Genomic DNA, 23,470 nt, shown 5'->3' with positions numbered 1-23,470 from the left:
GGCGCGCCCGGCACGGCGTCTCGGAGACCTGACCGCGATGCTTGCCTTGATTGCCAGGCCGCTCGTCTTTGGGATCGCCCTTTTGTTGGCTGGTCAGGCACAGGCGCAGGCGCCGGCGACGGTCCCGCCTGAAAGGGTCAAACAGCTGTTCGAGCTTCTCGACGATCCGTCAGTGAAGGCCTGGGTGGCCGAACAGCGAAATCAGGACGACGGGTCAACGGGAGCGCCTGCCGAGCCAGGGGCTTCGCCGACCGACGCATCGTCCGGCGCCGTGGCCGCACCAGGCCCGATGAATACGATGGCATCCTCGACGCTCGATGGGATCAGGCATCATATCGAAAGAATCGTGCGAACTTTGCCCTTGCTGCCAAGCCAGTTCGCGCGCGTTCGGGCAGAGACAATGGAGGATATGTCCAGCAAGGGGCCTGCCGGCGTATTTGTGCTGATTGCAATGTTCATCGCTGCCGGCCTGGCGCTCACTTGGGCAACGTACAAGCTCACCCGCCCATTTCGTCTCTGGATTATCGCGCAACCGAAGGATACGCCGGTTGGGCGAGCCAAGAAGATTGGTGGCCGCCTGCTTTATTCCAGCATGCTGATAGTCTCTTTCGCACTGGGCAGCGCCGGCGCATTCATGTTGTTCGACTGGCCGATGCTTATCCGCGAGATTGTACTCACATTTCTGATGGCGGCAGTCGTTACATGGGGTGTGCGCATGTACGTCATGGCCATGCTCGTCCCTTCCTTCATGAACGTCGAGAACGCCGTCGAGGTTCGTGCTTTGCCGATCACCAACGAAGCGGCTGACCATTGGTCCTTTTGGCTACCCTGGATCGTCGGCGTCTTCGCCTTCTTCGGCGCCGCGTTTATCCTCCTGCCAGGTCTCGGCATCGATCAGGACGGAATGATGGTCCTGTCACTGGGCGCCGATTTCGTGCTGCTGTTGCTCCTGCTGCTTGCCATTTGGCGTCGGCCAAGAACGCAGCGAGACGGTGCGCGCCACATCGGTCACACGGAAGCGACGTGGCTATTGACTGCTTATTTCGTCGTCCTGTTCCTGCAGCGCATCGCCGGCCTTTATACATACTTCTGGTTTACCTTCGCCGCATTCTTCCTGCCTTTTGCAATCGTGATGACGCAGCGCGGGGTTAATTTCGTTCTGCGGCCAGGTTCGGAAGATGTCGGCCGGCCTACGATCCCGGCGGTGACGATCGCTGTCATCGATCGCGCAATCCGAATGATTTTCATCCTGGCGGCGGCTTACTTTCTCGCACGTGTCTGGGGTCTGGACATGCAATCCATGCGGGACAGCGATACGACGACGACGTTCATATTGCGCGGCTTGGTCAATGTCGTGGTCATTGCCCTAGCAGCCGATTTCGGCTGGTCGATCATCAAAGCTTTGATTGAACGAAAGCTGGGCATCGAAACACCGCACCCTGTGATCAGCGACGAGGACGTTCCGGTCCTCGATCCGCAGCAGGCGCGGCTGCACACGCTCTTGCCGATCCTCCAGAACATTCTGCTCGCATCGATCATCGTGATGGCGGTGCTTATGATGCTCGCCTCGCTGGGTATCCAGATCGGCCCGCTGATCGCCGGCGCTGGCGTCGTCGGCGTCGCCGTGGGCTTTGGGGCACAAACCATCGTCAAGGACGTCATTTCAGGCGTGTTTTTCCTGCTCGATGATGCGTTCCGTGTCGGCGAATACATTTCATCGGGCAATTACAAGGGTACTGTGGAAAGCTTTTCGCTGCGCTCGGTGAAGCTGCGCCACCATCGTGGTCCGCTGTTCACGATACCTTTCGGTGAACTCGGGGCAGTCCAGAACCAGAGTCGTGACTGGGTTATCGACAAATTCAACATCACCGTTGGTTATGACACCGATATCGACTTCGCTCGCAAGCTGATCAAGCGGATCGGCCTCGAACTGGCGGAAGATCCAGAGTTCAAACACTGGGTGCTCGACCCGATCAAGATGCAGGGCGTGCAGGAGTTCGGGGAATACGGCATCGTATTGAGGGTCAAGGCCACAACCAGACCGGGAGGCGCCTTCGGTATGAAACGCAAGTTCTATGTACGCCTGCGCCAGGTCTTCAAGGAGCAGGGCATCGAACTCCCATTTCCGACCGTCCAGGTCCAGGGGCTACAGAACCCACATGGGGCAGAGAATGCGCCGTTGGAGCTCACACCCGAGTTGAAAATGGCCGTCGCGCAGTCGCACACCAATCGGCGCAGAAAAAAAGCTAGCACGACGGAGTAGAAAGCTGTGACACCTGCCGGTCACAGCGTCGCTTTCCGCGCATCGCCCGTGGCAGGGATACTCTTCTATCTTCAACCGTTAAGACGAAAAAGACGGTCACGAGGCAGTCTACAACCAGAGTCCGTCCCGAGATTTACATCGGGCTGCGTAAGTTGATACAGCGGTACGCTCGAGACAGCGCCATCGGCTACCTGCCGCGCGTCAGTCACGCGATAAGGACCGTCCCGCGAGAAGCGGCGCGTACGCGGCGAGCGTGCGGGATACGAACTCGGTGAAGAGCCGCACTCGCTTCGTCTTGCGTGTCTCCCCCTGTGTGAGAAGCCAGAGCGTTCCGTACATGTGCAGGTCGGTGCCCGGCACCCTCACCAGTAGGGGGTCGGCATCTCCGACGAAGCACGGCAGTGTCGTCATCCCGAGCCCTTGCCGTACTGCAACGATCTGCGCCTCGCCGTCCGTGGTCCTGAACGGAACCCCCGTGGTACGAACCTCACCCTCGCTGGCCCAGTCCGGGATGCCATGAATGCTTATGACGATCCACCGGATGGGATCAGGCGCGCCCGCACGCCACGCGGCTAGTCGATCGCGAGACATGTAGACGCCGCCGAACAGCTCCGGTCCCTTCAGGCCGTGAAGATTGAGCGGCAGGGTTTTGCGGTCGTAGACGACGCGGATCGCGACGTCGGCCTCCCGGTTGGTCAGATTTGCCAGCTCGCCGGACGACAAGATTTCCATCTCGATGTCCGGATGCAGACGCGCGAAATCGGCGAAATCCGGCATGAGCAGGTGTGTCGCGAGGGGCGGTGCCAGCGTCACCCGCAGAAGCCCGCGCACGCTCTGGTCGCGCCCGAAGACGCGCGTCTCCAGCTGGTGCGACGACGCTTCCATCTGGTTCGCGAGTTCGAGGACCTCCTCGCCCGCAGCCGTCAGGCGGTAGCCCGAAGGCAGCTTTTCGAACATGTGCGCCCCGAGGCGTTCCTCGAGCTGGGCGATGCGCCGCAGCACGGTCGAGTGATTCACCCCGACGCGCTCGGCGGCGGCCCGCACCGAGCCTCCGCGCGCGACGGCAAGAAAATAGCGAACGTCATCCCAGTCGATCATGGTGCAATCCGGCACCGCACGGTGCGCCTTCCAAAGCCCGTCTCTAACACATCGAACAGCAGTACGGGCGGTCAATCATAGCTTATGTCGACGAGCGCGGCCCAATTCCGAACGGCGGACATCGATCGTCGCGGCTGGCGTCCCGCCGGATGGATTTTGCACCACCGATGTGCGCGCTTCCGCACTCAACACCTGACGCCGGCGGACCTATTTCGAGGTTCTCGGGGGTGTCCCCGCACAACCAAAGGCGAAGGCCTGGAAGGATAAGTCATGGGAAAGCTTGAAGGGAAGGTTGCAGTCATCACCGGCGGCGCTACCGGCATCGGCCGCGCCGCAGCAAAGCGCTTCATCGAGGAGGGCGCCTTCGTTTTCATCTTCGGCCGCCGGCAGGAAGCGCTCGACGCCGCTGTGGCCGACCTCGGCCCCAATGCCCGCGCGGTGAAGGGCTCGGTCTCCGATCTGACCGACCTCGACCGACTTTACGCTGCGGTGAAGGCCGAGCGTGGAACCCTCGACATCGTCTTTGCCAATGCTGGGGCGGGAAGCCAGCTTCGGCTCGGCGAGATTACCGCCGAGCACATTGACGAAACCTTCGACACCAATGTGAAGGGTACGATCTTCACGATCCAGAAGGCGCTGCCGCTGATGAGCGAGGGCGGTTCGATAATCCTGACCGGATCGAGCGCTGGCACCACTGGCGCCCCGGGGATGAGCGCCTACAGCGCGAGCAAGGCGGCAGTGCGCAACCTCGCGCGGACCTGGGCGGAGGACCTAAAGGGCACCGGCATCCGGGTAAACGTGCTGTCGCCCGGGGCCACTGCGACCGAGCTAGCGAAGGAAGCGCTGGGCGAGGAGGGCCAGAAGGTCTTCGCCTCGATGACTCCGCTCCAGCGCATGGCCGATCCGGCGGAGATCGGGGCGGCGGCGGCCTTTCTCGCGTCGTCGGACAGCAGCTTCATGACTGCCAGCGAGGTCGCCGTTGACGGCGGTCTTGCGCAACTCTGACGCGCTAACCCAGCGCCGTTGAAGGCCGGGGAATCAATACCAACACGGATCGGAGAAGATCATGAGCTACGCGATTGTAGGATTCGGTAAGATAGGCCAGGCCCTCGCCCACGCCTTCGCCCGTAAAAACATCGACGTGACCGTCGCGAGCCGCCGGCCGCCCGAGGCGTTGGCGCCGCAGGCTCGGGCGATCGGCCCCACGGTCGTCGCCAAGTCGCTGCGGGAAGCACTCGAGGCCGATACGATCATCTTGGCAATCCCGTTCTGGGAGCACCGCGAGGTCGCGAAGGCCCTGCCGAGCTGGGAAGGCAAGACAGTCATCGACGCGACGAACGTGTTTCCAGTCCCTGAAGAGCTGGACGGTCTCCCGTCCTCCGTCGTCATCGCGAAGGCGTTCATCGGCGCCAAGCTCGTCAAAGCTTTCAATCACCTGATTGCGGCCACCCTGGCTGCCGATCCGACCGTCGAGGGCGGCCACCGGGTCGTCTTTCTGTCGAGCGACGACGAGGACGCGATCGCTCCCGTGGCGGCCTTGGCCAAACAACTCGGGTTCGCACCCGTCAAGCTGGGAAAGCTCAACGAGGGTGGCGCGCTGGTGCACGCACGCGGCCGTACTTGGGGCCAGCTTATCTTCCAGGATTTGTTCAAGAAGGAGTGACTATCGACATCAATTGGTCGATTTTTCGCTTCGCAGGCACACGCACATTCGGCATAGCGCCTGATAAAAGACCGTCAGCAGTAAAGCGCATGGGCGAGAGAGACCGTTTCGCGACGGCCTCTCCTACGTCCGCTCCACCGTTATCGGCCGTCGTCAGCGTTTTGAAAGCCCCTGAGGTGATCTGCCCTTTTGGGACTAACCGCGCTTAGAGAATTCCTCGGCTGCGATACGAACCGCCTGCTGTGTCGCGGGATATCCGCTGTAAGGAGTGAGGTTTATGAGCGTTTCCAGGATTTCTTCCCGCGTCGCGCCAACGTTCAACGCGGCGTTGATGTGCACGCGAAGCGGAATCTCTGCCGTGGCAGACCCAACGGCTGCTAGAGCAGCGCAGGCGCTGAGTTCCCGAGACTTCATGTCGATTCCGCTCCGCGAGAACACCTCACCATAAGAATGCTCGACGATCATTCGACCGAGATCAGGTGCGACATCATCGAAACTGCGGACCACGGCATCGCCCGATGAACCGGACGTCTTTGCAAGCGTAGCACGCCCCCGTTCCAACCGGTCTGCGCGGCTCTCGACCACGGCGGGTGGGGGCACGTTTGCCGCAATCGTTGGCGACCCGGCAGCGAAGATATCCTTGGCGACGGCGAAGGCGTTGAGCGCTGCCGGAAAACCCCGATAGACGCTGAGCTGGATCAGCACCTCGATGATTTCCTCTCGCGTCACGCCATGGGCAAGCGCGCCGGCGAGATGAAGACGGAGCGCCGCCGCACGATTGCCGCTGGCAGCAAGCATCGAGATGATTGCTAACAGTTTGGCTTTTTGTTCGAGGCCGTCGCGCGCCAGCATTTCACCAAAGGCGAACTCGATGGAGAGTTGCGCGAGGTCAGACGAACCGGCAGCAAAGCCATCGAAATATGCCTGCACATCGCCTCCAGAGAGCCGGTCGAGCGCCTCCAACCCGGCCTGTCGGCGTGTCGATCCATCGCCTGCGGAGGGCTCGATGGGTTCAAAAGCGAGCTTGCGCTCAGCGAACACCGCACGAATAAGGCCGATCGCATTTACCGTTGGCGGGAAGCCGAGGAGCGCTACAGATATAAACATGAGTTCGATGAGCGCCTTCGGCTCGCCGCCGGCGTTGAGAAAGCCCGCCATATGAAACTTCAACTGCGGCTGGGCGCTTCCGTCGGCAAGCAGCATTGAAATAGTGCACAGCTGACGCAATGGGAGGTCGAGACCTGGCCGCGATAGAATGTCTCCGTATGGGTATTCTACGGTGAAACGAGAAAGGTCGACGGATGTCTCGGCAAGACTATTAATCGGCGCGTCGAAATTCTCTCCGCCAATCTGCCGTAAGATTTCAAGACCGCGCGAATAACGACTAGCTTGAGATGTTGTTGTCATTGCATATGCTTTCTGATTGATCGTGGCGAGAGTCCCGCCCACGGCGACAAGGGCAGCTCCAAAGAACTCTGGCCGGATGCGGTGCGCTGTGCTCGGTTATTGCTGCGTTAGGGCGACACGACATCGGCGATCTCTCTCACGAAGCGTGCCGGACTTGGCCGTGAACCCAAACAAGGCATCGCGGAACTAGCCATAGTCGAAGGCGCTCGACAAGGAATGCTGGTCGCGACCGGCCCACACCCGGCACAGCCGGATTTGATACAAACCCTCGGAACGTGACCTCTGCAGTCGAGGGTTTGTATCATCGGAGCCGACGCTAATGCCGGCTGATCCCAGTCATCGCGAATTGAGAACTATCGGCTACTTTTGCTGTGCTGGTATCGCCTACAGCGCGATATCCTATCCTACTTTACTCCACAGCACGCCCCTCACTCCACTCGATTGTTCTTGAGTATGGCAAGGCACTGATCTAACGGCGCAATTTTTTCTACACTCAATGGAGAACCAACGCAGCGCGCGCTCGGCCTCCCCTTGAATGCCGCTAATCCGTGCGTTACATACTGAACCGCATGGTTCAGTGTTCTCCGACCCGCTTCGATGCCTCGTTCGCCGCGCTCTCGGACGCCACCCGACGCGGCGTTCTGGAGCAGCTCGGACGTGCAGACGCTTCGATCACGGACCTTGCCGAGAAGTTCCACATGACCCTCACGGGCATGAAAAAGCATGTCGGCGTCTTGGAGCAGGCGGGGCTCGTCACCACGGAGAAGGTCGGACGCGTGCGGACCTGCAAGCTCGGCCTGCGCCGACTAGAGGAAGAGGCGGCATGGATCGAGAGGTACAACCGGCTCTGGGACGCACGCTTCGACGGGCTGGATAAGGTTATCGAGGAACTGAAACAGAAGGAGAAGGTCGATGGACGCAGGAAGTGAGAGTGAGCCTACCCCCATGAAGAACCGCACGACGGTGGAACGGAAGTCCGAGCGTGAGCTAGTCGTTACGCGAACCTTTGACGCCCCGGCGCGCATCGTGTTCGAGGCGTGGACCAAGCCGGAGCTGTTCAAGCAGTGGTGGGTGCCGAAGTCGATGGGCATGCTCCTGCGTTCCTGCGAAATGGATGTTCGTGTCGGGGGCAAGTACCGTCTCGAGTTCGAACCCGATGCTATGGCGTTCTTCGGCACGTACCTCGAAGTGACAGCGCACTCGCGCCTCGTCTGGACCAATGAGGAAGATGGTGAGGGTGGGCCCGTGACCACGGTGACCTTCGAGGAAAAAGGTGGCAAGACGCTGCTGGTCCTGCACGAGCTCTATCCCTCGAAGGAAGTTCTCGAGGCTGCCGGCACCGGGGCGGCGGATGCAATGGTCGAGACGTTCGAGCAACTGGACGAGCTTCTTATCACCCTGGGCGCGCGCGTGGGACGGTCATGAAGTCGTCGATCTCGCGGTCGGCCGCTTGGCTCTTCACTACGCGGAAGAGAACCCCGACGAGGTCGTCGCCGCCCTCTGCGGACCTACGAGACCATCATCAACCTCATTGGCAACACGACCAACCGAGGTGGTCTCGTCGTGCGCGTCCGCCTCAACCACCTTTTTGCGCGCCATTCTACGCTGGAGCACTACCGCATTCGGAAACGCATTCCGAGGCCGACGTGCGCGGTGGGCCGCAATCAAATGTCCTCGTCGAGGATGGTTCGGCCGCTCAGTCCCGCTCCGAGGGCGCGACAGCACGGTTCAAGGTGCAATGTCGCGCCCTCGCTTGCTGAACTTCTTCCCGGAGGGGGTCGGGGGAGGTTGAATAACCTGTGGAAAGCCTGTGGGTCTTTTGGGACCGTTTGCGGACCGGCCTGAGCCTGGGAATCGTTTTGCTCAACTGCCCCTTCGAGACGGCTGACCGGCCAAAGACGCCCTCAGGGGAGAGGGGGCCGCGTTCCGTGGCACCGGCCCGCAACCTTCAGAATATGATGGCCCGCGGCAACCGGAGAAGGGTATCTGTGCTCTCAAACCAGCATCGACTGCTGGGCGGAGATACCCGCCATCGCGCCGTGCGATGATGCCGTGGTGACCGAGGCCATGAGGGGGTTGGCGAGGTCGCCGGCGGCGTAGATGCCGGGAATGCTGGTTTCGCGGCGCTCGTCGACCTTGAGGGCGATGCCGAGGGGCGTATCGACCGTGGCGAGGTCCAATGATTCATGCAGGCTTGCGGACGGCTTGTTGCGCGGATGGGCGAACAGGATGTCGACCGCGACATTGCGGCCGGTATCGAGATTGACGGTGGCGATATGGCCCCCGCGATGGGCGATCTCGGTGATCCGGCCATCGACGACAGGTATGTTGCGGCGCGCCAGATCGGCCCGGATATCGGGTGGAACGTCGTGACCATCGGCGAAGAGCGTCAACCTGTCGGTCCAATCGTGGTACAGCCTGACATAATTGTGCGACTGCGGGCCGGACCAGACAAGGCCCCAATGCTGGCCGGCGACTTCAAAGCCGTCGCAATAGGGACAGGGCACGATGGACGTGCCCCAGCTTTCGGCAAAGCCCGGAACATCAGGCATCTGGTCGGCGACGCCATAGCTCAGGATCAGGCGGCGCGCCGCAAGGCTTTCGCCATCGCCAGTGAGGACGGAGAAATCGTCGATGGCGCCGGAAACGCTGTCGGCCCGGGCACTGACCAGCCTGATCGTGGGATAACGCGCCAGCTGCTGCCGCGCCTCGGCCAGGATGTCCAGAGGTGGCTTGTGATCGTGACCGAGCAGGCCATGCGAGTGGCCGGCGAAGCGATTGCGCGGTAGGCCGGTATCGAGAACGGTAACCTTGCGACGGGCACGGCCGAGCTGCAGGGCGCCGGCGAGACCGGCAAAGCTGCCGCCGATGATGATGACGTCATCCATGGTGATAAACTCCGTGTTGTGGATGGAGGGGGTTGGGCTGGGCCTGGCGCGAAATATCGTCCAGCGATACGCGCTCGAGACGGGCAGCGAGCAGGGCTTCGGCATCGACGAGAAAGTCGCCCATCACTGTGTTGACCGGCCGGACAATGCCGCATTCGATATCGCCGGGCGGCCCGGGGAAATTTGATTTGGAGGACAGGTTGAAACCTACCCATTGGCTTGCACATTTCAGATACTACATGGTATCGTAACGCAAGAATTAGGATACTGTCAAGTACGGGAATTGTCGTGACCGAAAACAGCCAGGGTCGGCGCGGCCGGCCCGCCAACGAGGCGCTTGGCCAAACGATAGTCGACGCCGCGTGCGAACTCTTTGTGGAATTGGGTTTTCAAGCGACGACATTGGACAAGGTCGCCCAGCGGGCGAAAATATCCAAGCTCAGCATCTATCGGCACTTCGAGAACAAGGAGGCGCTGTTCAGCGCGGCCATCGCGACCCGCTGCCATCAGTTTGCACCACAGGCCCTTTTTGAAGGCCTCGGCGGTTCGGCCGAAGATCAGCTCATGGCGGTGGGATCATCCCTGCTTCGCACGCTGTTGAGCTCGGACGTCCGCAATGTCGAAGCCATGATCATGGCCGACAAGACGAATCAGAAGTCGTTAAGCAAGCTCCATTACGAAGCCGGCCCCGCCCATGTCATCGCCCAAATCGAGGCCCTGTTGCGTCAGTTGCACGCGAAGGCGGTTCTGAACGTGCCCGATCCTCTCCGGTCCGCCCGCTTGTTTGCCGCGCTTTTCAAAGGATCCGATCTCCTGATTATCGCACGCTTCGATGAGGCGAGAGCAGAGGACGACAACGAAATCGAATCCTATTGCCGGTCGGCCGTCGCCATGTTCATCGCCGCGCACGGTGGCAACGACCACGCGGGCGGATAAGCATTTGATTGCTCCGGGCAGCTTGGCCGGGACCGTCGTCCAGGCGCTTCGTAATATTGGGCCGGCGCGCGCGGCCGAGCTTGCACAGATCGCGGCACCTCATCTTTCTCCCAACGATAAAAGACGCTCGCATCTACCGCGGTCCAAGCTCCCGCCTGGATGCGGTCGACGCTTCTCTCCATCGCAGATCCGGCAGCAGTCGGGACAACATTTTGATAGGTGATGCGACGGTGCGATCCGACGATATGCGATCAGGTCCGGAACATCGATCGGTACCGCAGCCAAAGCTGAAACTATGTATGTCGATAACTAAAGTACCGTCAGCGCGGAAAATGTCATGCTACGGGCAATTTCCGTTATATATTTCAAAGCGTTGACGCACAGAAAAGTACCGTCAAACCCTAAGAACGAATGACGGTACTTTTTAGAATGCTCTATCGGATACGAAAAGCACCGCCAAAAGCTCCGAGCGGCCCTCCCACTCGATCCTCGCGACGTATTGTAATGTGCTGTTTCAGAAGCACAAAGCTTTTCGGCCTTCGCCAAAAGATCGACTCCGCGATCCGTCAGAAATTTGCAGGGGAACTTCGATGGTGGAAATCTAGTCGGTTCCAGCGACTACCGGCATGAATCGGTCGATTTCTCGTCTCATCGAGCCCATAGCGTAGTTTGGCGTGAGCGAGAGAAGTACCGTCACTACGCGAGATCAGTTGGGCCGAACCTGAGAAAAATGCCGACAGCCTGCGCGATAAGACAATTCAGACAGCTGCACAATCGGACACGGCCGCACAGGTTCAGGCGTCAATGAACTTCTGCATGCGATCCGCCACGATCCGCCCTGCGCGGCTGTTCAAGTGCACGCCGTCGGTGTGAAACTGCCAGCCATTTCGGCGTGCGACATCGTCCGGGCTCTGCCGCAGCACCAGTACGCGAAAAGCATCGCGATAGAATGGAAGAAAGTTGAACGCCGTGTAGGCCCGGCCAGGCGAGGCGCGAACCGCCTCGGTGAGCGCCTCATGGAGGGGGACATAGCCGCAGCGTTCCTCGTGCGCGATGGCCGCCACGATCGCAGAATATTCCTTGATCCGCCGGTTGAGCTCGCTCTGGAACGGGTCGTCCGAATCCGGCGCTTCTCCTATCGGAGGGAGCGAGCAAAGGCCGATGTCCGCCGCCGTCTCGCGCTTCAGCCTGCGTGCTATCTCGGCCAGATTCTCGTGGAACCAATCGGGCGAAGGCGTGCGGGGCAGACGCTTCCAAAACGTAAAGAACCGCCGCACTTTGCGTGACACGAGCGTGAGAACATCATTCCCGCCGACCCAGACGATGACCTTGTCGGGACGACAGGCGAGCACATCCGGCAACCGCTGCAGCGCGTTGTAGGCCAAGTCGCCGCCGACGCCAAAATTCCGGAACTCAAATTGCCCGTTGCCCGGCCGCCGGCGGAGCTCCGCCATCCAATCGAATGCCTGGCCCTTGCCCGCCGTGCTGCTCGATCCGAGGCACGCCACGATTTTTCGTTGAGGACGCACCATCGTAACTCCGCCAGGCCAGAAGTGAGAAATCGTCGCCTTATGCTCTTCCCAAAATGGCTGGCCCAGTCATGAGTTTCAGGTCGGATTCCGCGGCGTTTCCCAACATCCATGGACAGCCATAATAATCTTCGATGCGATCGATGACGCGACCGGCGACATGGACACGAACCGGCCACGCGACCAGCCACCGGTCGCCTCGCTGGAAGAGCACGATCAGGACAGGCTCTCCGTCGATCGCCCCCAACTCCATGGTCCACGTCTCCGGGTTTCGCTCGTATTCGACGAAATAGGGAGAACTTCTGAGCAGGCCGTCGAAGCAGTCGGCGACCCGCAACCGAGCATCGGCGCTGGTGAGGCTCCGCACGCCATCCCAGTCATGGCGGTTGAAGAGGTCAACATAGCGCTGCAAGAGCCGCGCGGTGTCGGGATCAAGCGGACGGTTCGGTTCACCGGCAGGTTCAGGGGGCAAGTCGGCGAGCTTCGCCCGTCCGCGGGAGAGCGCGGATTTGACGCCCCCAACCGTCGAGTCCACGAGTTCTGCGGTCTCTTCCAGCGAATAGTCGAACACGTCCTTCAGGAGGATGCAGGCGCGCTCCTTGGGCGGCAAGCGGCCAACCAGCCGTTCTATGGCGCGGCGTGCATCGGTCGCTGCCGGCTCTGCAGAGACAACGCCGATGTCGTCCGAATAGGCGTGCTCCGCGCGCTCGCGCACATCGCGTCGCCTCAGAAAGTCGATGCAGCGATTGTGAGCGATGCGAAACAGCCAGGGCTTCAGCCGGCGGGCATCGTCGAGGGTCTCAATGTTCGTATAGGCCTCGAACAGTGTCTCCTGCACGAGATCCTCACCGTCGAGGCGTGAGGCCGTCATGCGGGCGCAGTAGCGATGCAGTTGGGCGCGGACGCCTGACACCGTCTCGAGGAAGGCGCGATATCGCGCATCGAACAGGCCGGTCGGTCGCTCGGGCATGTCCTTCAGCTGCCACATCTGGGTTTCAATTTGCCAGTCATGCGACCTCCTGACCTTCCGCGCGTGTTTCCGCGGTTGCGGCCAGACCAAGCTTGGGGCGAACCCATTGTGCCAACCGCGCGATCGCGTCGTCGGCTTCGGGAGCGCGGCCGGCCATCATCTGGAACGAGTGCAGCATCCCCGGAAATACGTCTATGCGCACCTCGACGCCGGCGGCTTTCGCGCGGTCGGCGAGCGCTCGGCTGTCGTCGAGCAGGGTTTCGTCTCCGCCCACTTGCAGATAGATCGGCGGCAGGCCCTTCAGATCGGCAAAGATCGGGCTGGCGAGTGGATGCCGGGGATCGGTCCCTGCAAGGACTTGCGATACCAGCATATCCACGACCGCCTTCTGGAAGAAGGCGTCCTTCTCGCGGTTGCTTTCGTAGGAGTGCCCGCTCGCCGACAGATCATACCAGCCAGAGATGCTGAGGATCGCGGCCGGCAGCGGCCGTCCCGCATCACGGAGTTTCATCGCCGCCGCAACGATCAGGCCAGCACCAGCGGAATCGCCTGCAGCTATGGTGTGCTTCGGCGCGACACCCTGCTCGGCGAGCCATTCGAACGCGGTCACGGCCTGCTCGATTTGGCGCGGAAACTTGCTCTGGAAAACGTAGTCGTACGTAGCGAGCAGAGCGTAACAGCCGATCGCCTTAGCAAGGTGTCCGACCATCTTGCGATGGGTCCAGATCGATCCGCCGACATAGCCACCGCCGTGCAGGTAAAGCATGACCCGGTCTTTGGCTGCCGTTTTTGGCTGAACCCACAGCGCGGTCTTGTCGCCGACGTTCGTCTCGACGTAATCGACGCCGCCCGGTTCTGCCGTCAAAACGGACCACTCGGATGCTTCCTGTGGCGATTCTCGACCGCTGCGGAAAGCCTCCGCGAGCGTTTCGTAGTGTATCTTGTTCGCTAGGCTCTGCTTGCTGTTCATTTGTCACGCTCCAATTCGTCCAGGAGGGCGATGTCAAGGATGACCGTGCCCATGAACAGCTAAGACGGATGAACCCAGCGAAAGGATACGTGGCCGGCAGATGCAACGCCTCGCCGGTGGCAGTTGCCGCGGACCCCGGGTGTCAAACCCAGCAAGGCTTGGCTGCTCCACCCTTCTCTGTGGGACGTTCGTTCCAGACATTCGCCGATCGGCCAGATGCTTCGTCTATGCCGTCGCCGGGTGGCCGGGGGCTGGGACTATTGACTATTATCGCCGAGCCAACATCGCTTTAAACATGCTGCTCTATCCTCTTCTACGCCACAATACGCCCCGTCACTCCCACTCGATTGTTTAAACAGCATATAACTCATTGAAATCACTATCAAATATTTTTTAGCGTCGCGCAAACTCCGACATCAAGACCGTCAGAAAGTTACGCTTTTGATTTTAAATGGAAAATCGCCGCAAAAAATATTTTGAGGTTTCACCAACTATCGGGACCAATCGGGCGATTTTTGCACTTTGTGGCGTTCGACGGCGCGCCCGAGCCGTCTCGAAAAGTACCGTCACCGCTCCAATCATCCAAAGAGCCGAATCGGCTTTCCTTGCGGCCCTTGCTCTTACTCTTCCACGAACGCCCGCTGGAACGAATCCAGGATTGGCCGCGCGAGGTACTCGGCGAAAGTGCGATCGCCGGTGCTGATGAAGGTTTCGACAGGCATTCCCGGATAGAGCTGCTCTGCGGTTACGTTGGCCGGAAGGCTCTCCGCGATATGCAGCTTTGCCCTGTAGTAGGGCTGATGCGTGGTTTCATCGATCAGCTTGTCGGCGGATACCTCTGTAACAGTTGCTGCGATCTCCGGCGTAAGCCTGGCGTTGAGCGCCGAGAGGCGCAACCTTGCGCTCTGCCCGACATGCACGGCATCAATGTCGCGCGGGCTCAATTGTGCCTCGACAATAACCTGCGAACTCGTCGGCAGGATCTCCATCAGCTTTTCTCCCGGCGAGATAACGCTGCCGGGCGAATTGTAGACGGTTGAGACCACGATGCCGTCGCTGGGAGCCTTCACCACCGTGCGGGCCAGGATGGCCTCGGCCGCAAGGGCCTGTTCCTCGACGTCCGCCAGCGAGGTGCGTGTCTGGGACAATTGGCTGACCGCCTGCTCGATGCGCTGTGTCTTGCCGCGTTCGATCTGTTCGTTCGCCTCGACCCGCCGGTTCTCGACGGATCTCGAAACACCGTGACTGTTTCGACCAAGTCGCGCATTGCCTCTGCACATTCGGAATCGCCGGAAGCAATACCGTTTGCGAGCCCGGTCTGAAGTTGATTCAGTTGTTCCTCGTAGCGGGCCAGCACCGCAGGGTGCAGCGCGATCACTCCTGTCGCGGCCGGCACCTGATCCAACTCAGCCAGAATGCACTTGCGCTCTTCGTTCAACGTTGTTGATTGCGGTCCCAGTACGGCTGGATCGCCATGGCCTTTGGCAATGGCGTTGACCAGCCGCTCGATCTCCCGAGTTAGCTCTTGGAGCCGTCGCTCCAAACGGGTGCGCCTGGCATCGGTATCCGCTGCCAAGCGCTTCCGTTCTTCGTGGTACGTCTGGACGTACTGGGCAATCACTTCGGGATGGCGCAACTCGGCGGTAAGGCCATTCAAAACTGCAGTTTCGACCGTATCCAAATAGAAGGTCTTCGGATCAGCGCAAATCCCGCTTTCTGTCGCGGCCGAACAGCGGATGCGAATGCGCCTGGACTTGTCGATGCCTTTTGACGACATCCCCGCGCCACAGGCACCGCACCTCAGCAGCCCAGTCAGCAAATGCCGTGGTCGGCGTTGATGGCTTGAATGGGTCGTTGCACGCGCCCTCTTGCGTGCTTTGCACAGGATCGATTTCCTTTCCCAATTCAAAGAGCAGGGACGACACGCGGTTGCGCACACGCTGGGGAAGTCGCATCAGCCTTTTGATCAAGCGTCTGCCTTCCGCGCTGGCGATGAATTCCAGGCGTTCGTCGACGGGCAGGAGCGGAGCGGTTGCCTCGCCATTGCCCGGCAGACCATCGAAGAAGCGGCTGACAGCGCTGACGCGGTTGCGCGCGCTTTCGTATTTCTGGAGCTGTTGAAAGCTGATGCGGATCGCATGGGCCAGTTGCGCCTGCGAGACGTCCGACTGGACTCGCAGAGTCGCGATCTGCCTGCCGACATGACGGTCGGCCGAATGGGGACCGACCTCACCATTAGGTGCCACACCGCTTTGAAACGATCCAAGATTTTCAACAAGGCTTCACCTGCTCTGTGAGTTTTGCCGATTTTCTGAGCTTGGGTTCGTTGCAGCGTCTAAGCCATAAAGCCGGATGAGGTCATTCAGTACCGAGCGGATGTGCGGCCAGGGGAAATCGTCTGGATGTTCCCAGTGCTCACCGTCACGCAGGATCACCTTGAGCTTGGCCAAAATGCCCTCGATGGACGTGGCCGCTGTCTGCGGTAGATCATCCAGAAGTGCGCTTTCGGCTGTTTCCGATTGCCGGATCAGTTCGTCTGTTCTCGAATAGCCGATCTCAGCATCAGCAGCGTCCCAGCGCGCCTGGTGTGCCGCGAAATCCGCAAGCGCTCTGCCCCATTCGACTTCATTTTCAGGAGAGTGGGCATCATTCAGGCTCTCGATGGAATGGAGCGTCACGTCCGTACCATCGGCAAGCCGCACCTTGGCGCAGGGAAAGCCAACTGTCCTGGCGAGGTGTGTCTCCAACCGCTGCTGTTCGCGGCACAGCGCCAGTGTCTCATCGTGGATTCTTTGCCAGCTCCCACACAGACGAAGAGCAGGATCGGCCGCGCTGCAGTCCGTCAGTTCGGCAGCCAGCGATTTTGCCTGGAAGGGCCATGCCGCCGCGCCGGTGGCCGTTCCCGTCAGCAAGTGCCGCCGGGTGATGAAAAACAAATTTATGCTATTGTCGGAGTCATCCATGATCCGAGCTCCAAACAGCTTTGCTTGGTTGGTGATACAGCCAAACGCTTTGGCGGCCTCAGCCAAATATCTGAATTTAAGATAACTGAAAATCAGATATAAAGGAAGCCCCCATCTGAGTTCAGATGAGGTGATAAGTGGTCGATACACTCGGTACGAATCGGCACAAAGCTTTGATCGCGCTGCTGATCAAAAAACGTGAAGCGGCAGGCCTTACTCAAGTTGAGTTGGCAACCAGGCTCGGCCAATACCAATCGTTCGTAGCTCGACTAGAAAGCGGACAGAGACGTGTTGATGTCGTGGAGTTTATAAACCTCGCCGAGATTCTCGGTTTTAACGCTCCGTCAGCCATCAAGAAGCTATCGGAAGTAACAGGTTGAGCGATGGGAGCGCGTGACCGCGCTAGTGCAAATTGACAATTTGCAGAACCGGCAAGGAAGCCCCAGGTTGTTGCACCTACCCGTTCAATCGGACCTCTTCACCTCAGACTTCGGCCCCCATCGAATGGGATCGTCAACCCAGCGGTTGATCTCGGATTCATGCCACCCGGCGCCATTGGTACTGATCCTCAGTTGAGCCGGGAACGTGCCGTCGGCGATCTTGCGATAGATTGTCGAGCGGGACAGGCCGGTCCTGGCGAGGACTGTTTTGAGACGAACGATACGATCCGGCTCGGACATAGCTTGCCTCCACCTGAATGGTTGTTGCTGATTTCTGTTGGGACAGACAGGACGAACCCATGCCGGAGGCAATCCGATTTTTCGCTTCATCCGCCTGTAGCGTGGAAACGGCCGCAAATCGGAGGGGTTCAGATACCGATTCCGCGACCCTTACCGATGCCATGGCTGAAGGCGAGTTCCGCGCCCAGGCGACGACCCGAATCCACGTTGATGCCAAGCTCGCGTTTGCGGTTTGCCAGTAGGGATTCAAGCTGCGGATCGCGTTCGAGGCTCTTGGCCATATCGGACATGGCTGCGCGGGTTGACTTGTAGCCGGACATGTCGCCGGCCTGATATTGCTCCTGTCCCGTCCGGTCGAGTTTTTGCCAACGTTCCACGAAACGGTTGGCGCGGCGGCCGGGATCGATGTCCATCCCAGTGCGGATTTCCGTCTCAAGCTGGAGAGCAAGCACGATGCGGCTGACGCGGCCGGCGCCCGCCTCACGGACAAGTTCGGGATTTTTCACATAAGCCGCTTCGGCATCGCGCCAGCCATGAGGCCGAACCTTCCCGAAATCGCTGCGGGCATCTCTCAATTCGCGCATTTGCTCGGGACTGCCCTGTCCGTCCGCATTTCCGGTGCGCAGGATCGCGTCGATGGCACGCGCGTGGCGCACAAGCGCTTGTGTACGAGCTCTGCGCAACGCCGCTTCCGCGTCCACCGGCACATTGGTGTCGCGCTGCGCTCCGCCAGCAAAAGCTTCTCTTCCAGGCGTGGTGCCAACATCTCCGATCCGCGCCCCAACACTTTCCCTTCCCGGCCCAGGTCCACGTTCCTGGCTGGGCTCGCCGTCTCCGGGCGAGCGCAACCCGTCCAACAGTCCGCCGATCCTGTCGCGCAGCTTCTCCGGAACGATTTGTCGCACCATCTCGAACACGCGCTCGCGGAACGTGATGCCGCGCCGCTCGGCATAGCTCTGCGCCGGGTCGATCTGGTGGTAGTCCGACGCCATGTCCTTGGCGCGGTCGCGTGACAGCGTCCGGACGAGGCGTTCGCGCGTCGTGAAGTCATCGCTGCCGTAATGCAGGTCCATCCCGTCGCGATGCCGCGACAGTGCGACGTAGCTGCCATGCGCGTCCATGCCAGGTGTTGCGAGCACATGGGTCCGGTCGACGGTCATGCCCTGTGCCTTGTGAATGGTCGCGGCATAGCCGTGGTCGATGTGCGCGTAGTCTTTCAGGTCGAAGCGAACCGACCTGCCGTCGTCGGTGCGCACGGTCATGCTTTGTTTGCTGACTTCCTCCACGATGCCAAGCGTGCCGTTCTTGACGCCAAGTCCGCGCTCGTTGCGCAGGAACATGACGCGATCGCCGCTGGCGAAGTTCCTTGCACCTCGTTCGACATCCACCTGAACCTCGTCGCCGAGATCGCCGGCAGCGCGCATGCGCTCGCGCGCCGCATGGTTGAGCGCACTCACCTCGTCGTTTGTGTGGGTAAGGATGATCCGGCTCGCCTCTGGATGCGCCTGCCTGTCGCGATCCCAGCGCTCGACGAGTTCATTCCGCGCTTCGTGGCGCGTTGCAGCTTGATGCACCATGCCTTGCGCATCGTAGGCGCTGATCGCGGCGCCGATCCTGCCGGTTGCCAGATCGCGCGTGGCCTCACGCTGCCAGTCATCGCGCTGCCGGCGCACCTGACCGATTTCGACGCCGCCATGACGCTCGTGAATCGAGCGGAATGCAGCACCGGCTTCAATTGCCTGCAACTGCTGCGGATCGCCGACGAGGACGACTTTTGCGCCAACGTCCGCCGCATGGGAAAGCACGCGCTCCAACTGGCGCGTGCCGACCATGCCGGCCTCATCGATCACCAGGACATCACGCGTGGTGAGCAGATCCCTGCCCTGTCCCCAGCTATGCTCCATGCTGGCGATGGTGCGTGACGGGATGCCTGAACCGCCCTCCAGATTCTCGGCGGCGATACCGGAGAGTGCGGCGCCTCGAACCTCGTAGCCCGCCGCTGCCCATGCCTGGCGCGCAACGCCCAGCATGGCGCTTTTGCCCGTTCCGGCAAAGCCAACAATGACACCAAGACCGCGACCATCGGTGATATGCGCAAGCGCATCGCTTTGCTCGCCCGAAAGGACAAGCCCGCGTTGCACAGCCCGCGCCAGCGCTGCCTCGCGATGCGCGTCACTCACCGCGTGGCGCTCGTCCAAATCGATACGCTCCGCCGCGTGGTGAAGGCGCTGTTCGGTGTCGATCATCTGCCTTGTGGTGAAACGGTCTTCGCCGCGTCCGTCTTTGCCGAGTTCAATCAGATCGGGTGCATTGGTGATCGCTGCCATCACCTGGTTGAACTGCTCCATTCCATCGCTGTGCCGATGCGAGAACTTCGCGATGTCTTTTCGGGTGAAGGTCGATTGCTGATGGGTGATGGCATCGAGCGCCACGGATGGCTCTGCAATGATGCGCGCGCCATTTTTGCGTGCGATCTCGCGATGCAGTTCGGCGCGATCGGCTTCAATGCTGGCAGTGTCCAGGCCCCTGCCCTCGATGCGTTGGGCTGGCGCACCAATCTGGGTTTGCGGCTCCAGCGCAATGCCTTGCGCTTCCAGACTGCGATGATCGATACGCGCGTCGATGTCGAGTTCGGCCAGGCGCTCATTGGCCAGCTCCGCCCACCGCTCGCGCCAGCGCTCGACGATCTGGGTAGCATTCCAGTCTCGAACCTTTGCCCCAAAACCGTTCTCGTCCACGGACCGCATGGTCAGCATGACATGAGCATGCGGTTTGGGGCTGCCATCCTCCGCCCTGTCCCAATGCACATTGAGGTCCGCAACCATGCCCTTGCTGACAAACTCGACTTGTACAAAGTCGCGCGCCAGTTCGATGCCTTGCGTCTGGGTGAGTTCACGCGGAAGCGCAAACTCGACCTCGCGCGCAAGCTGCGCATCCTTGCGCACCTCGAACGCCTCGACATCGTTCCATAGCCTCTCGCGGTCGCGCCAGGCCTCCGGTGCATCCTCCGGCAACATCACCTCGGAATGAACGACACCGCGTTTGGCTGAAAAATCATGGCTGCGTTCGATCCGCTCGTCACGCAGCCGCGAAGCCGAGCGGTAGGCGGCCGACGCGACAGCACTCGAGCCTGCCTTGCGGCCAATGACCTTGACGTGAAGATGATAGATCGCCATCGGGACCAGATCATTTGCACGTCAAACCGCACGTCGGCACGACGTATAAGCGCGCCCTCCCTCGAAAAATTCTCGGGATGGACCAGCCCGTCCCGGGCTGTCTCGGCAACCCTGAAGCCTTCCGGCAGGCGCTCCCCTATCATCGCCACATCGACAATCAATGGAGACGGCCATGCGCAAACCAAGGGACTTCGACGCAGAACTGAAGGCGCTGGAAGAAAAAGCGCGAGAGCTCAAAAGCCGAAAGGTGCAGCAACTTGGCGAGCTGGTGATCGCCACCGGCGCCGATCAGCTCAATACCGACGAACTGGCCGGCGCACTGGTCGCAATCGCCGAGACGAAAGACGCCGCAAAGCGTGAGGCATGGGCCAAGCGTGGAGTGATGTTTTTCGAGAGCCGGTCCTGGCGAACTGCTCCGGAATCTCAGCGCAACCCACGCGGCGCTCAAGCGCAACCGGGCAGCCCACAATCGCCGGCAGGCGGCACGGGCTCGCAATGACATGCGCGCCTGGCAGGTCGAGCGCCGCAAGCGCACACGGCAGCTCATCGAGCTTGGCGGTCTCGTCGTCAAGGCAGGCATTGTCGAGCTCACTAATGACGATCGCGCTACCATTTACGGCGCGCTGCTTTGGATCGCCGCTAAGCTGCAGAGCGATGAAGGCGAGCATGCGCGTAGCCTATGGAATGCGAAGGGGAAGCTGGCGTTTGCATCGGAATTGCATGAAGACCAAAAGAGCCAGCGAACATAGCGGTGGTCGCCGAGCGGCGAACGATCCAAGCCGCCCATTAAGTCACACTCGGCCAACAACCGCTCATACACGGTCGAGCGGAGCGGATGGAAATTGATGGCCATTGTTGCTGCAGTCGGCCGCTTTGCGAGCCTGCGGCCCTGCTCTGCACAGGCGGCATTGGCGGGGAAGCAAGGCGAAGTTCCTCGCTTCCCATTGGGTCGACAAGGGTATTCGCAGTCGATCGGAACGATCAAAGCGAAGCTTACTCTTACAGTGTTGTGCAAGAGATTTGGATTTTACAGAGAAACGTACTATTTGCCTCGGCGGCGGGACGGGGAAATCAAACGTCGCTCAATTCGTCCGACACAATAAAAGGAAGTTATATGACCACTGCTCTCGAACAAGACGGCCAACTGGATACCGTGTCGATAGCGGCCGACATCGTCGCCGCCTATGTGTCGAACAATCCACTACCGGTCGGCGAGTTGCCGAAATTGATCGCCGATATCCATGCCGCTCTGAAAGGCATCGGCACGCCGGCGGTAGAACCTATGATCAAGCAGGAGCCGGCAGTATCGATCAGGAAGTCGGTGACGCCGGACTTCATCATCTGTCTGGAAGACGGAAAGAAATTCAAATCGCTCAGGCGGCATCTTCAGCATTTTGACCTCACCCCTGACCAATACCGGCAAAAGTGGAACCTGCCTGCCGATTACCCGATGGTGGCGCCGAACTACGCGGCCACCCGCTCGGCTCTGGCGAAGGCATCAGGGCTCGGGCGCAAGGCGGCTGCGCCTCCTGCCGCGGCGGAAAAACCAAAGCGGGATGCTCGCTCGGCAGCAGCGAAAACGGCTGCGGCAGCCATCAAGTCCCCAGTGAAGGCGCGCAAGGCACCGGCCAAAGCCTAGCGCGCGGCACCTGGCGGACGAGCCAGGCAGTGCAGGACTTGAACATGACGAAGCCCCGCCTTGCGGTGGGGCTTCGTGTTAAGTCGGATCACTCTGCGGTGCGGCGGGACCAGATGAGGGAGAAGTCGCCCTCGGTGTCGGTCTCGACCAGGCTCGCATAGATCGGAGCGGGGAAGCTGGGATCGTCGAGCTTGACGGAGTGGTAATCGCGTCCCTCGCGCGAGGTCTTCTTCCATGCCGCCCCGAACTCGGTGGCGCCGGCGAAGATGCGGAAGTCAGGACCCTTTTCATTGTCGCCATCCGCCGGAGAGAACATCACCGTCTTGACGTTGAGATTGAGGGTCTTGACCGAGCCGGAGAAGCCGTTCGCGGTGCGCGAGAATGTGCCGATCGTAGCCATTGTGATGGTTCCTTCTGTTTTTCTCGGGCCGCGCCCATCGCGGCCTCGATGGTGGTCGTGAGACCGGAGGCGATCGGTCCGCACCCCAAAGGGGCTGAAACGAAGTGGAAGACGGCGACGCGAGGCTTTCTTGGACCGTGCAGCGGCCAGGGGAAGAAAACGCAGCGACGTCGTTGCGGGAAGACGATCGAGACTGAATGAAGCGAAGGCGGTCTTCGGTCAGACCCAATCCATTCGAGGACGCCGTGGGCGTGGCTTAGAATTGGCGGAAGGAACCGCCACCAAGCTGCGATCTGTCACAGCTGATGTCGTCCGCACTGTGGCGCTTCTCCGTCCTGTCAAAGAACTGACCCCAAACGCCAGGAGGGTGCGGTCCCTCCTCCAACGGATGAAAAAAGGAACGGCCGATTTCCTTCAGCTTGGGCTGACCCGCCATCGAGCTTCGGGCGGCTCCGAAGACGACCGATTGATTGCTGAACGCAGCGGCTTCCAAGCCGCCAACCCTCGTGACGATTTCGCGTTTCAGTCTCTGGATGCGAGCCCGGTTGAGGTCGATGGCCAGGAACATTTCATCACACCCGATCCTCCACCGCATCGCCGAATGATCCGACTACGCTGACTTCTGCGCACGGTGAGGCATTGCCTGGAATGGGACGCATCCGCACAGGCACCTCATGCAGGGTATCGCGCCACATGGCGGGGCGATGGCACACCGGGGAGATATTCGTGTCGGGGACGTTCTGGGTTCCACCGCTTGCAAAACTTCGTTCTGTCGAGGTGTTGGGGGGGGGGGGGCCGGCGCCGCGCGCGGCGGCGGACGATACCGGGCGCCCGCCCGCCGGGGCGGGGGCGCGGGAGGGGGAGGGGGGGGGGGCGGGGGCGGTGACG

25 protein-coding genes are annotated in these 23,470 nt (G+C 60.7%); 11 read left to right on the top strand and 14 right to left on the bottom strand.

Annotated features, from left to right (window positions below; translation table 11 throughout):
- Positions 1–37 precede the first annotated feature (37 nt).
- The gene (locus NKI79_RS08935; protein WP_352801146.1) at positions 38–2,263 is read left to right on the top strand and encodes a mechanosensitive ion channel family protein; all 2,226 of its coding nucleotides are present in this window, start codon (positions 38–40) and stop codon (positions 2,261–2,263) included.
- Positions 2,264–2,464: 201 nt separating this feature from the next.
- Here the strand turns inward: NKI79_RS08935 and NKI79_RS08930 are convergent, their stop codons facing one another.
- The gene (locus NKI79_RS08930; protein WP_352801144.1) at positions 2,465–3,361 is read right to left on the bottom strand and encodes a LysR family transcriptional regulator; all 897 of its coding nucleotides are present in this window, start codon (positions 3,359–3,361) and stop codon (positions 2,465–2,467) included.
- 270 nt (positions 3,362–3,631) lie between these two features.
- On the opposite strand from NKI79_RS08930, the gene NKI79_RS08925 reads away from it, so the two are divergent.
- Positions 3,632–4,366: an SDR family NAD(P)-dependent oxidoreductase gene (locus NKI79_RS08925; protein WP_352473458.1), complete on the top strand. Its 735-nt coding sequence runs from the start codon at positions 3,632–3,634 to the stop codon at positions 4,364–4,366.
- Positions 4,367–4,427: 61 nt separating this feature from the next.
- Complete coding sequence (locus NKI79_RS08920; protein ID WP_352801142.1) at positions 4,428–5,024, top strand: NADPH-dependent F420 reductase; 597 nt, start codon at positions 4,428–4,430, stop codon at positions 5,022–5,024.
- Between the two features lie 195 nt (positions 5,025–5,219).
- On the opposite strand, the gene NKI79_RS08915 is transcribed toward NKI79_RS08920, so the two are convergent.
- Positions 5,220–6,431 (bottom strand): carboxymuconolactone decarboxylase family protein, encoded by a 1,212-nt coding sequence (locus NKI79_RS08915; RefSeq protein ID WP_352801140.1) that lies wholly within the window; start codon positions 6,429–6,431, stop codon positions 5,220–5,222.
- 569 nt (positions 6,432–7,000) lie between these two features.
- Here NKI79_RS08915 and NKI79_RS08910 point away from each other — a divergent pair.
- Complete coding sequence (locus NKI79_RS08910; RefSeq protein ID WP_352801446.1) at positions 7,001–7,360, top strand: ArsR/SmtB family transcription factor; 360 nt, start codon at positions 7,001–7,003, stop codon at positions 7,358–7,360.
- 16 nt (positions 7,361–7,376) lie between these two features.
- Positions 7,377–7,856, top strand: coding sequence for an SRPBCC family protein (locus NKI79_RS08905; RefSeq protein ID WP_352801138.1), 480 nt, complete (start codon positions 7,377–7,379; stop codon positions 7,854–7,856).
- A gap of 569 nt (positions 7,857–8,425) precedes the next feature.
- On the opposite strand, the gene NKI79_RS08900 is transcribed toward NKI79_RS08905, so the two are convergent.
- Complete coding sequence (locus NKI79_RS08900; RefSeq protein WP_352801136.1) at positions 8,426–9,319, bottom strand: NAD(P)/FAD-dependent oxidoreductase; 894 nt, start codon at positions 9,317–9,319, stop codon at positions 8,426–8,428.
- Between NKI79_RS08900 and NKI79_RS08895 the strand changes: the two genes are divergently transcribed.
- Both NKI79_RS08895 and NKI79_RS08890 read left to right on the top strand, forming a co-directional pair.
- Complete coding sequence (locus NKI79_RS08895; protein WP_352801134.1) at positions 9,318–9,506, top strand: hypothetical protein; 189 nt, start codon at positions 9,318–9,320, stop codon at positions 9,504–9,506. The genes NKI79_RS08900 and NKI79_RS08895 overlap by 2 nt on opposite strands.
- Before the next feature lie 101 nt (positions 9,507–9,607).
- Positions 9,608–10,255: a TetR/AcrR family transcriptional regulator gene (locus NKI79_RS08890; RefSeq protein WP_352801132.1), complete on the top strand. Its 648-nt coding sequence runs from the start codon at positions 9,608–9,610 to the stop codon at positions 10,253–10,255.
- Between the two features lie 794 nt (positions 10,256–11,049).
- On the opposite strand, the gene NKI79_RS08880 is transcribed toward NKI79_RS08890, so the two are convergent.
- From NKI79_RS08880 to NKI79_RS08850, 7 genes are all read right to left on the bottom strand, one after another.
- Positions 11,050–11,787: an SGNH/GDSL hydrolase family protein gene (locus NKI79_RS08880; RefSeq protein ID WP_352801130.1), complete on the bottom strand. Its 738-nt coding sequence runs from the start codon at positions 11,785–11,787 to the stop codon at positions 11,050–11,052.
- Between the two features lie 37 nt (positions 11,788–11,824).
- Positions 11,825–12,772: a sigma-70 family RNA polymerase sigma factor gene (locus NKI79_RS08875; RefSeq protein WP_352801128.1), complete on the bottom strand. Its 948-nt coding sequence runs from the start codon at positions 12,770–12,772 to the stop codon at positions 11,825–11,827.
- 19 nt (positions 12,773–12,791) lie between these two features.
- On the bottom strand, positions 12,792–13,724 hold the full coding sequence (locus NKI79_RS08870; protein WP_352801126.1) for an alpha/beta hydrolase: 933 nt from the start codon (positions 13,722–13,724) through the stop codon (positions 12,792–12,794).
- Positions 13,725–14,344: 620 nt separating this feature from the next.
- Positions 14,345–14,713 (bottom strand): beta-barrel domain-containing protein, encoded by a 369-nt coding sequence (locus tag NKI79_RS08865; RefSeq protein WP_502909800.1) that lies wholly within the window; start codon positions 14,711–14,713, stop codon positions 14,345–14,347.
- Between the two features lie 77 nt (positions 14,714–14,790).
- A complete protein-coding gene (locus NKI79_RS08860; protein ID WP_352801124.1) occupies positions 14,791–15,501 on the bottom strand; it encodes a hypothetical protein in 711 nt (236 codons plus the stop codon).
- The gene (locus NKI79_RS08855) at positions 15,422–15,970 is read right to left on the bottom strand and encodes a helix-turn-helix domain-containing protein (RefSeq protein ID WP_352801122.1); all 549 of its coding nucleotides are present in this window, start codon (positions 15,968–15,970) and stop codon (positions 15,422–15,424) included. Before NKI79_RS08855 ends, NKI79_RS08860 begins: the two co-directional genes overlap by 80 nt.
- Positions 15,971–16,006: 36 nt before the next feature.
- On the bottom strand, positions 16,007–16,687 hold the full coding sequence (locus tag NKI79_RS08850; RefSeq protein WP_352801120.1) for a hypothetical protein: 681 nt from the start codon (positions 16,685–16,687) through the stop codon (positions 16,007–16,009).
- A gap of 137 nt (positions 16,688–16,824) precedes the next feature.
- Between NKI79_RS08850 and NKI79_RS08845 the strand changes: the two genes are divergently transcribed.
- Positions 16,825–17,067 carry a helix-turn-helix domain-containing protein gene (locus tag NKI79_RS08845; protein ID WP_337091395.1) on the top strand — a complete coding sequence of 81 codons (243 nt, stop codon included), beginning with the start codon at positions 16,825–16,827 and terminating at the stop codon, positions 17,065–17,067.
- 84 nt (positions 17,068–17,151) lie between these two features.
- Here the strand turns inward: NKI79_RS08845 and NKI79_RS08840 are convergent, their stop codons facing one another.
- A complete protein-coding gene (locus NKI79_RS08840; RefSeq protein WP_352801118.1) occupies positions 17,152–17,367 on the bottom strand; it encodes a helix-turn-helix transcriptional regulator in 216 nt (71 codons plus the stop codon).
- A 128-nt stretch (positions 17,368–17,495) separates the two neighbouring features.
- A complete protein-coding gene (gene traA / locus NKI79_RS08835) occupies positions 17,496–20,543 on the bottom strand; it encodes a Ti-type conjugative transfer relaxase TraA (RefSeq protein ID WP_352801116.1) in 3,048 nt (1,015 codons plus the stop codon).
- A gap of 172 nt (positions 20,544–20,715) precedes the next feature.
- On the opposite strand from traA, the gene NKI79_RS08830 reads away from it, so the two are divergent.
- The 3 genes from NKI79_RS08830 (at position 20,716) to NKI79_RS08820 (ending at position 22,182) form a co-directional block, all read left to right on the top strand.
- Positions 20,716–21,042, top strand: coding sequence for a conjugal transfer protein TraD (locus tag NKI79_RS08830; RefSeq protein WP_352801114.1), 327 nt, complete (start codon positions 20,716–20,718; stop codon positions 21,040–21,042).
- A 1-nt stretch (position 21,043) separates the two neighbouring features.
- On the top strand, positions 21,044–21,292 hold the full coding sequence (locus NKI79_RS08825; protein ID WP_352801112.1) for a conjugal transfer protein TraD: 249 nt from the start codon (positions 21,044–21,046) through the stop codon (positions 21,290–21,292).
- A 365-nt stretch (positions 21,293–21,657) separates the two neighbouring features.
- On the top strand, positions 21,658–22,182 hold the full coding sequence (locus NKI79_RS08820; protein ID WP_352801110.1) for a Ros/MucR family transcriptional regulator: 525 nt from the start codon (positions 21,658–21,660) through the stop codon (positions 22,180–22,182).
- Between the two features lie 88 nt (positions 22,183–22,270).
- Here NKI79_RS08820 and NKI79_RS08815 read toward each other — a convergent pair whose 3' ends face one another.
- Both NKI79_RS08815 and NKI79_RS08810 read right to left on the bottom strand, forming a co-directional pair.
- The gene (locus tag NKI79_RS08815) at positions 22,271–22,582 is read right to left on the bottom strand and encodes a DUF736 domain-containing protein (protein WP_352801108.1); all 312 of its coding nucleotides are present in this window, start codon (positions 22,580–22,582) and stop codon (positions 22,271–22,273) included.
- Positions 22,583–22,838: 256 nt separating this feature from the next.
- Positions 22,839–23,150 (bottom strand): hypothetical protein, encoded by a 312-nt coding sequence (locus NKI79_RS08810; protein ID WP_352801106.1) that lies wholly within the window; start codon positions 23,148–23,150, stop codon positions 22,839–22,841.
- Positions 23,151–23,470: the final 320 nt, after the last annotated feature.

Origin of the sequence: Mesorhizobium sp. M0340, from assembly GCF_040321535.1 — a bacterium.
Lineage (GTDB): Bacteria > Pseudomonadota > Alphaproteobacteria > Rhizobiales > Rhizobiaceae > Mesorhizobium.
This window is presented reverse-complemented; position numbering and strand designations above follow the sequence as displayed.

Coding starts and splice junctions, on each gene's coding strand:
- NKI79_RS08935 (WP_352801146.1), top strand. CDS start 38: ATGCTTGCCTTGATTGCCAGGCCGCTCGTCTTTGGGATCGCCCTTTTG.
- NKI79_RS08930 (WP_352801144.1), bottom strand. CDS start 3,361: ATGATCGACTGGGATGACGTTCGCTATTTTCTTGCCGTCGCGCGCGGA.
- NKI79_RS08925 (WP_352473458.1), top strand. CDS start 3,632: ATGGGAAAGCTTGAAGGGAAGGTTGCAGTCATCACCGGCGGCGCTACC.
- NKI79_RS08920 (WP_352801142.1), top strand. CDS start 4,428: ATGAGCTACGCGATTGTAGGATTCGGTAAGATAGGCCAGGCCCTCGCC.
- NKI79_RS08915 (WP_352801140.1), bottom strand. CDS start 6,431: ATGACAACAACATCTCAAGCTAGTCGTTATTCGCGCGGTCTTGAAATC.
- NKI79_RS08910 (WP_352801446.1), top strand. CDS start 7,001: ATGGTTCAGTGTTCTCCGACCCGCTTCGATGCCTCGTTCGCCGCGCTC.
- NKI79_RS08905 (WP_352801138.1), top strand. CDS start 7,377: ATGAAGAACCGCACGACGGTGGAACGGAAGTCCGAGCGTGAGCTAGTC.
- NKI79_RS08895 (WP_352801134.1), top strand. CDS start 9,318: ATGGTGATAAACTCCGTGTTGTGGATGGAGGGGGTTGGGCTGGGCCTG.
- NKI79_RS08900 (WP_352801136.1), bottom strand. CDS start 9,319: ATGGATGACGTCATCATCATCGGCGGCAGCTTTGCCGGTCTCGCCGGC.
- NKI79_RS08880 (WP_352801130.1), bottom strand. CDS start 11,787: ATGGTGCGTCCTCAACGAAAAATCGTGGCGTGCCTCGGATCGAGCAGC.
- NKI79_RS08875 (WP_352801128.1), bottom strand. CDS start 12,772: ATGTGGCAGCTGAAGGACATGCCCGAGCGACCGACCGGCCTGTTCGAT.
- NKI79_RS08870 (WP_352801126.1), bottom strand. CDS start 13,724: ATGAACAGCAAGCAGAGCCTAGCGAACAAGATACACTACGAAACGCTC.
- NKI79_RS08865 (WP_502909800.1), bottom strand. CDS start 14,713: ATGGAGATCCTGCCGACGAGTTCGCAGGTTATTGTCGAGGCACAATTG.
- NKI79_RS08860 (WP_352801124.1), bottom strand. CDS start 15,501: ATGTCGTCAAAAGGCATCGACAAGTCCAGGCGCATTCGCATCCGCTGT.
- NKI79_RS08850 (WP_352801120.1), bottom strand. CDS start 16,687: ATGGATGACTCCGACAATAGCATAAATTTGTTTTTCATCACCCGGCGG.
- NKI79_RS08840 (WP_352801118.1), bottom strand. CDS start 17,367: ATGTCCGAGCCGGATCGTATCGTTCGTCTCAAAACAGTCCTCGCCAGG.
- traA (WP_352801116.1), bottom strand. CDS start 20,543: ATGGCGATCTATCATCTTCACGTCAAGGTCATTGGCCGCAAGGCAGGC.
- NKI79_RS08830 (WP_352801114.1), top strand. CDS start 20,716: ATGCGCAAACCAAGGGACTTCGACGCAGAACTGAAGGCGCTGGAAGAA.
- NKI79_RS08825 (WP_352801112.1), top strand. CDS start 21,044: ATGCGCGCCTGGCAGGTCGAGCGCCGCAAGCGCACACGGCAGCTCATC.
- NKI79_RS08820 (WP_352801110.1), top strand. CDS start 21,658: ATGACCACTGCTCTCGAACAAGACGGCCAACTGGATACCGTGTCGATA.
- NKI79_RS08815 (WP_352801108.1), bottom strand. CDS start 22,582: ATGGCTACGATCGGCACATTCTCGCGCACCGCGAACGGCTTCTCCGGC.
- NKI79_RS08810 (WP_352801106.1), bottom strand. CDS start 23,150: ATGTTCCTGGCCATCGACCTCAACCGGGCTCGCATCCAGAGACTGAAA.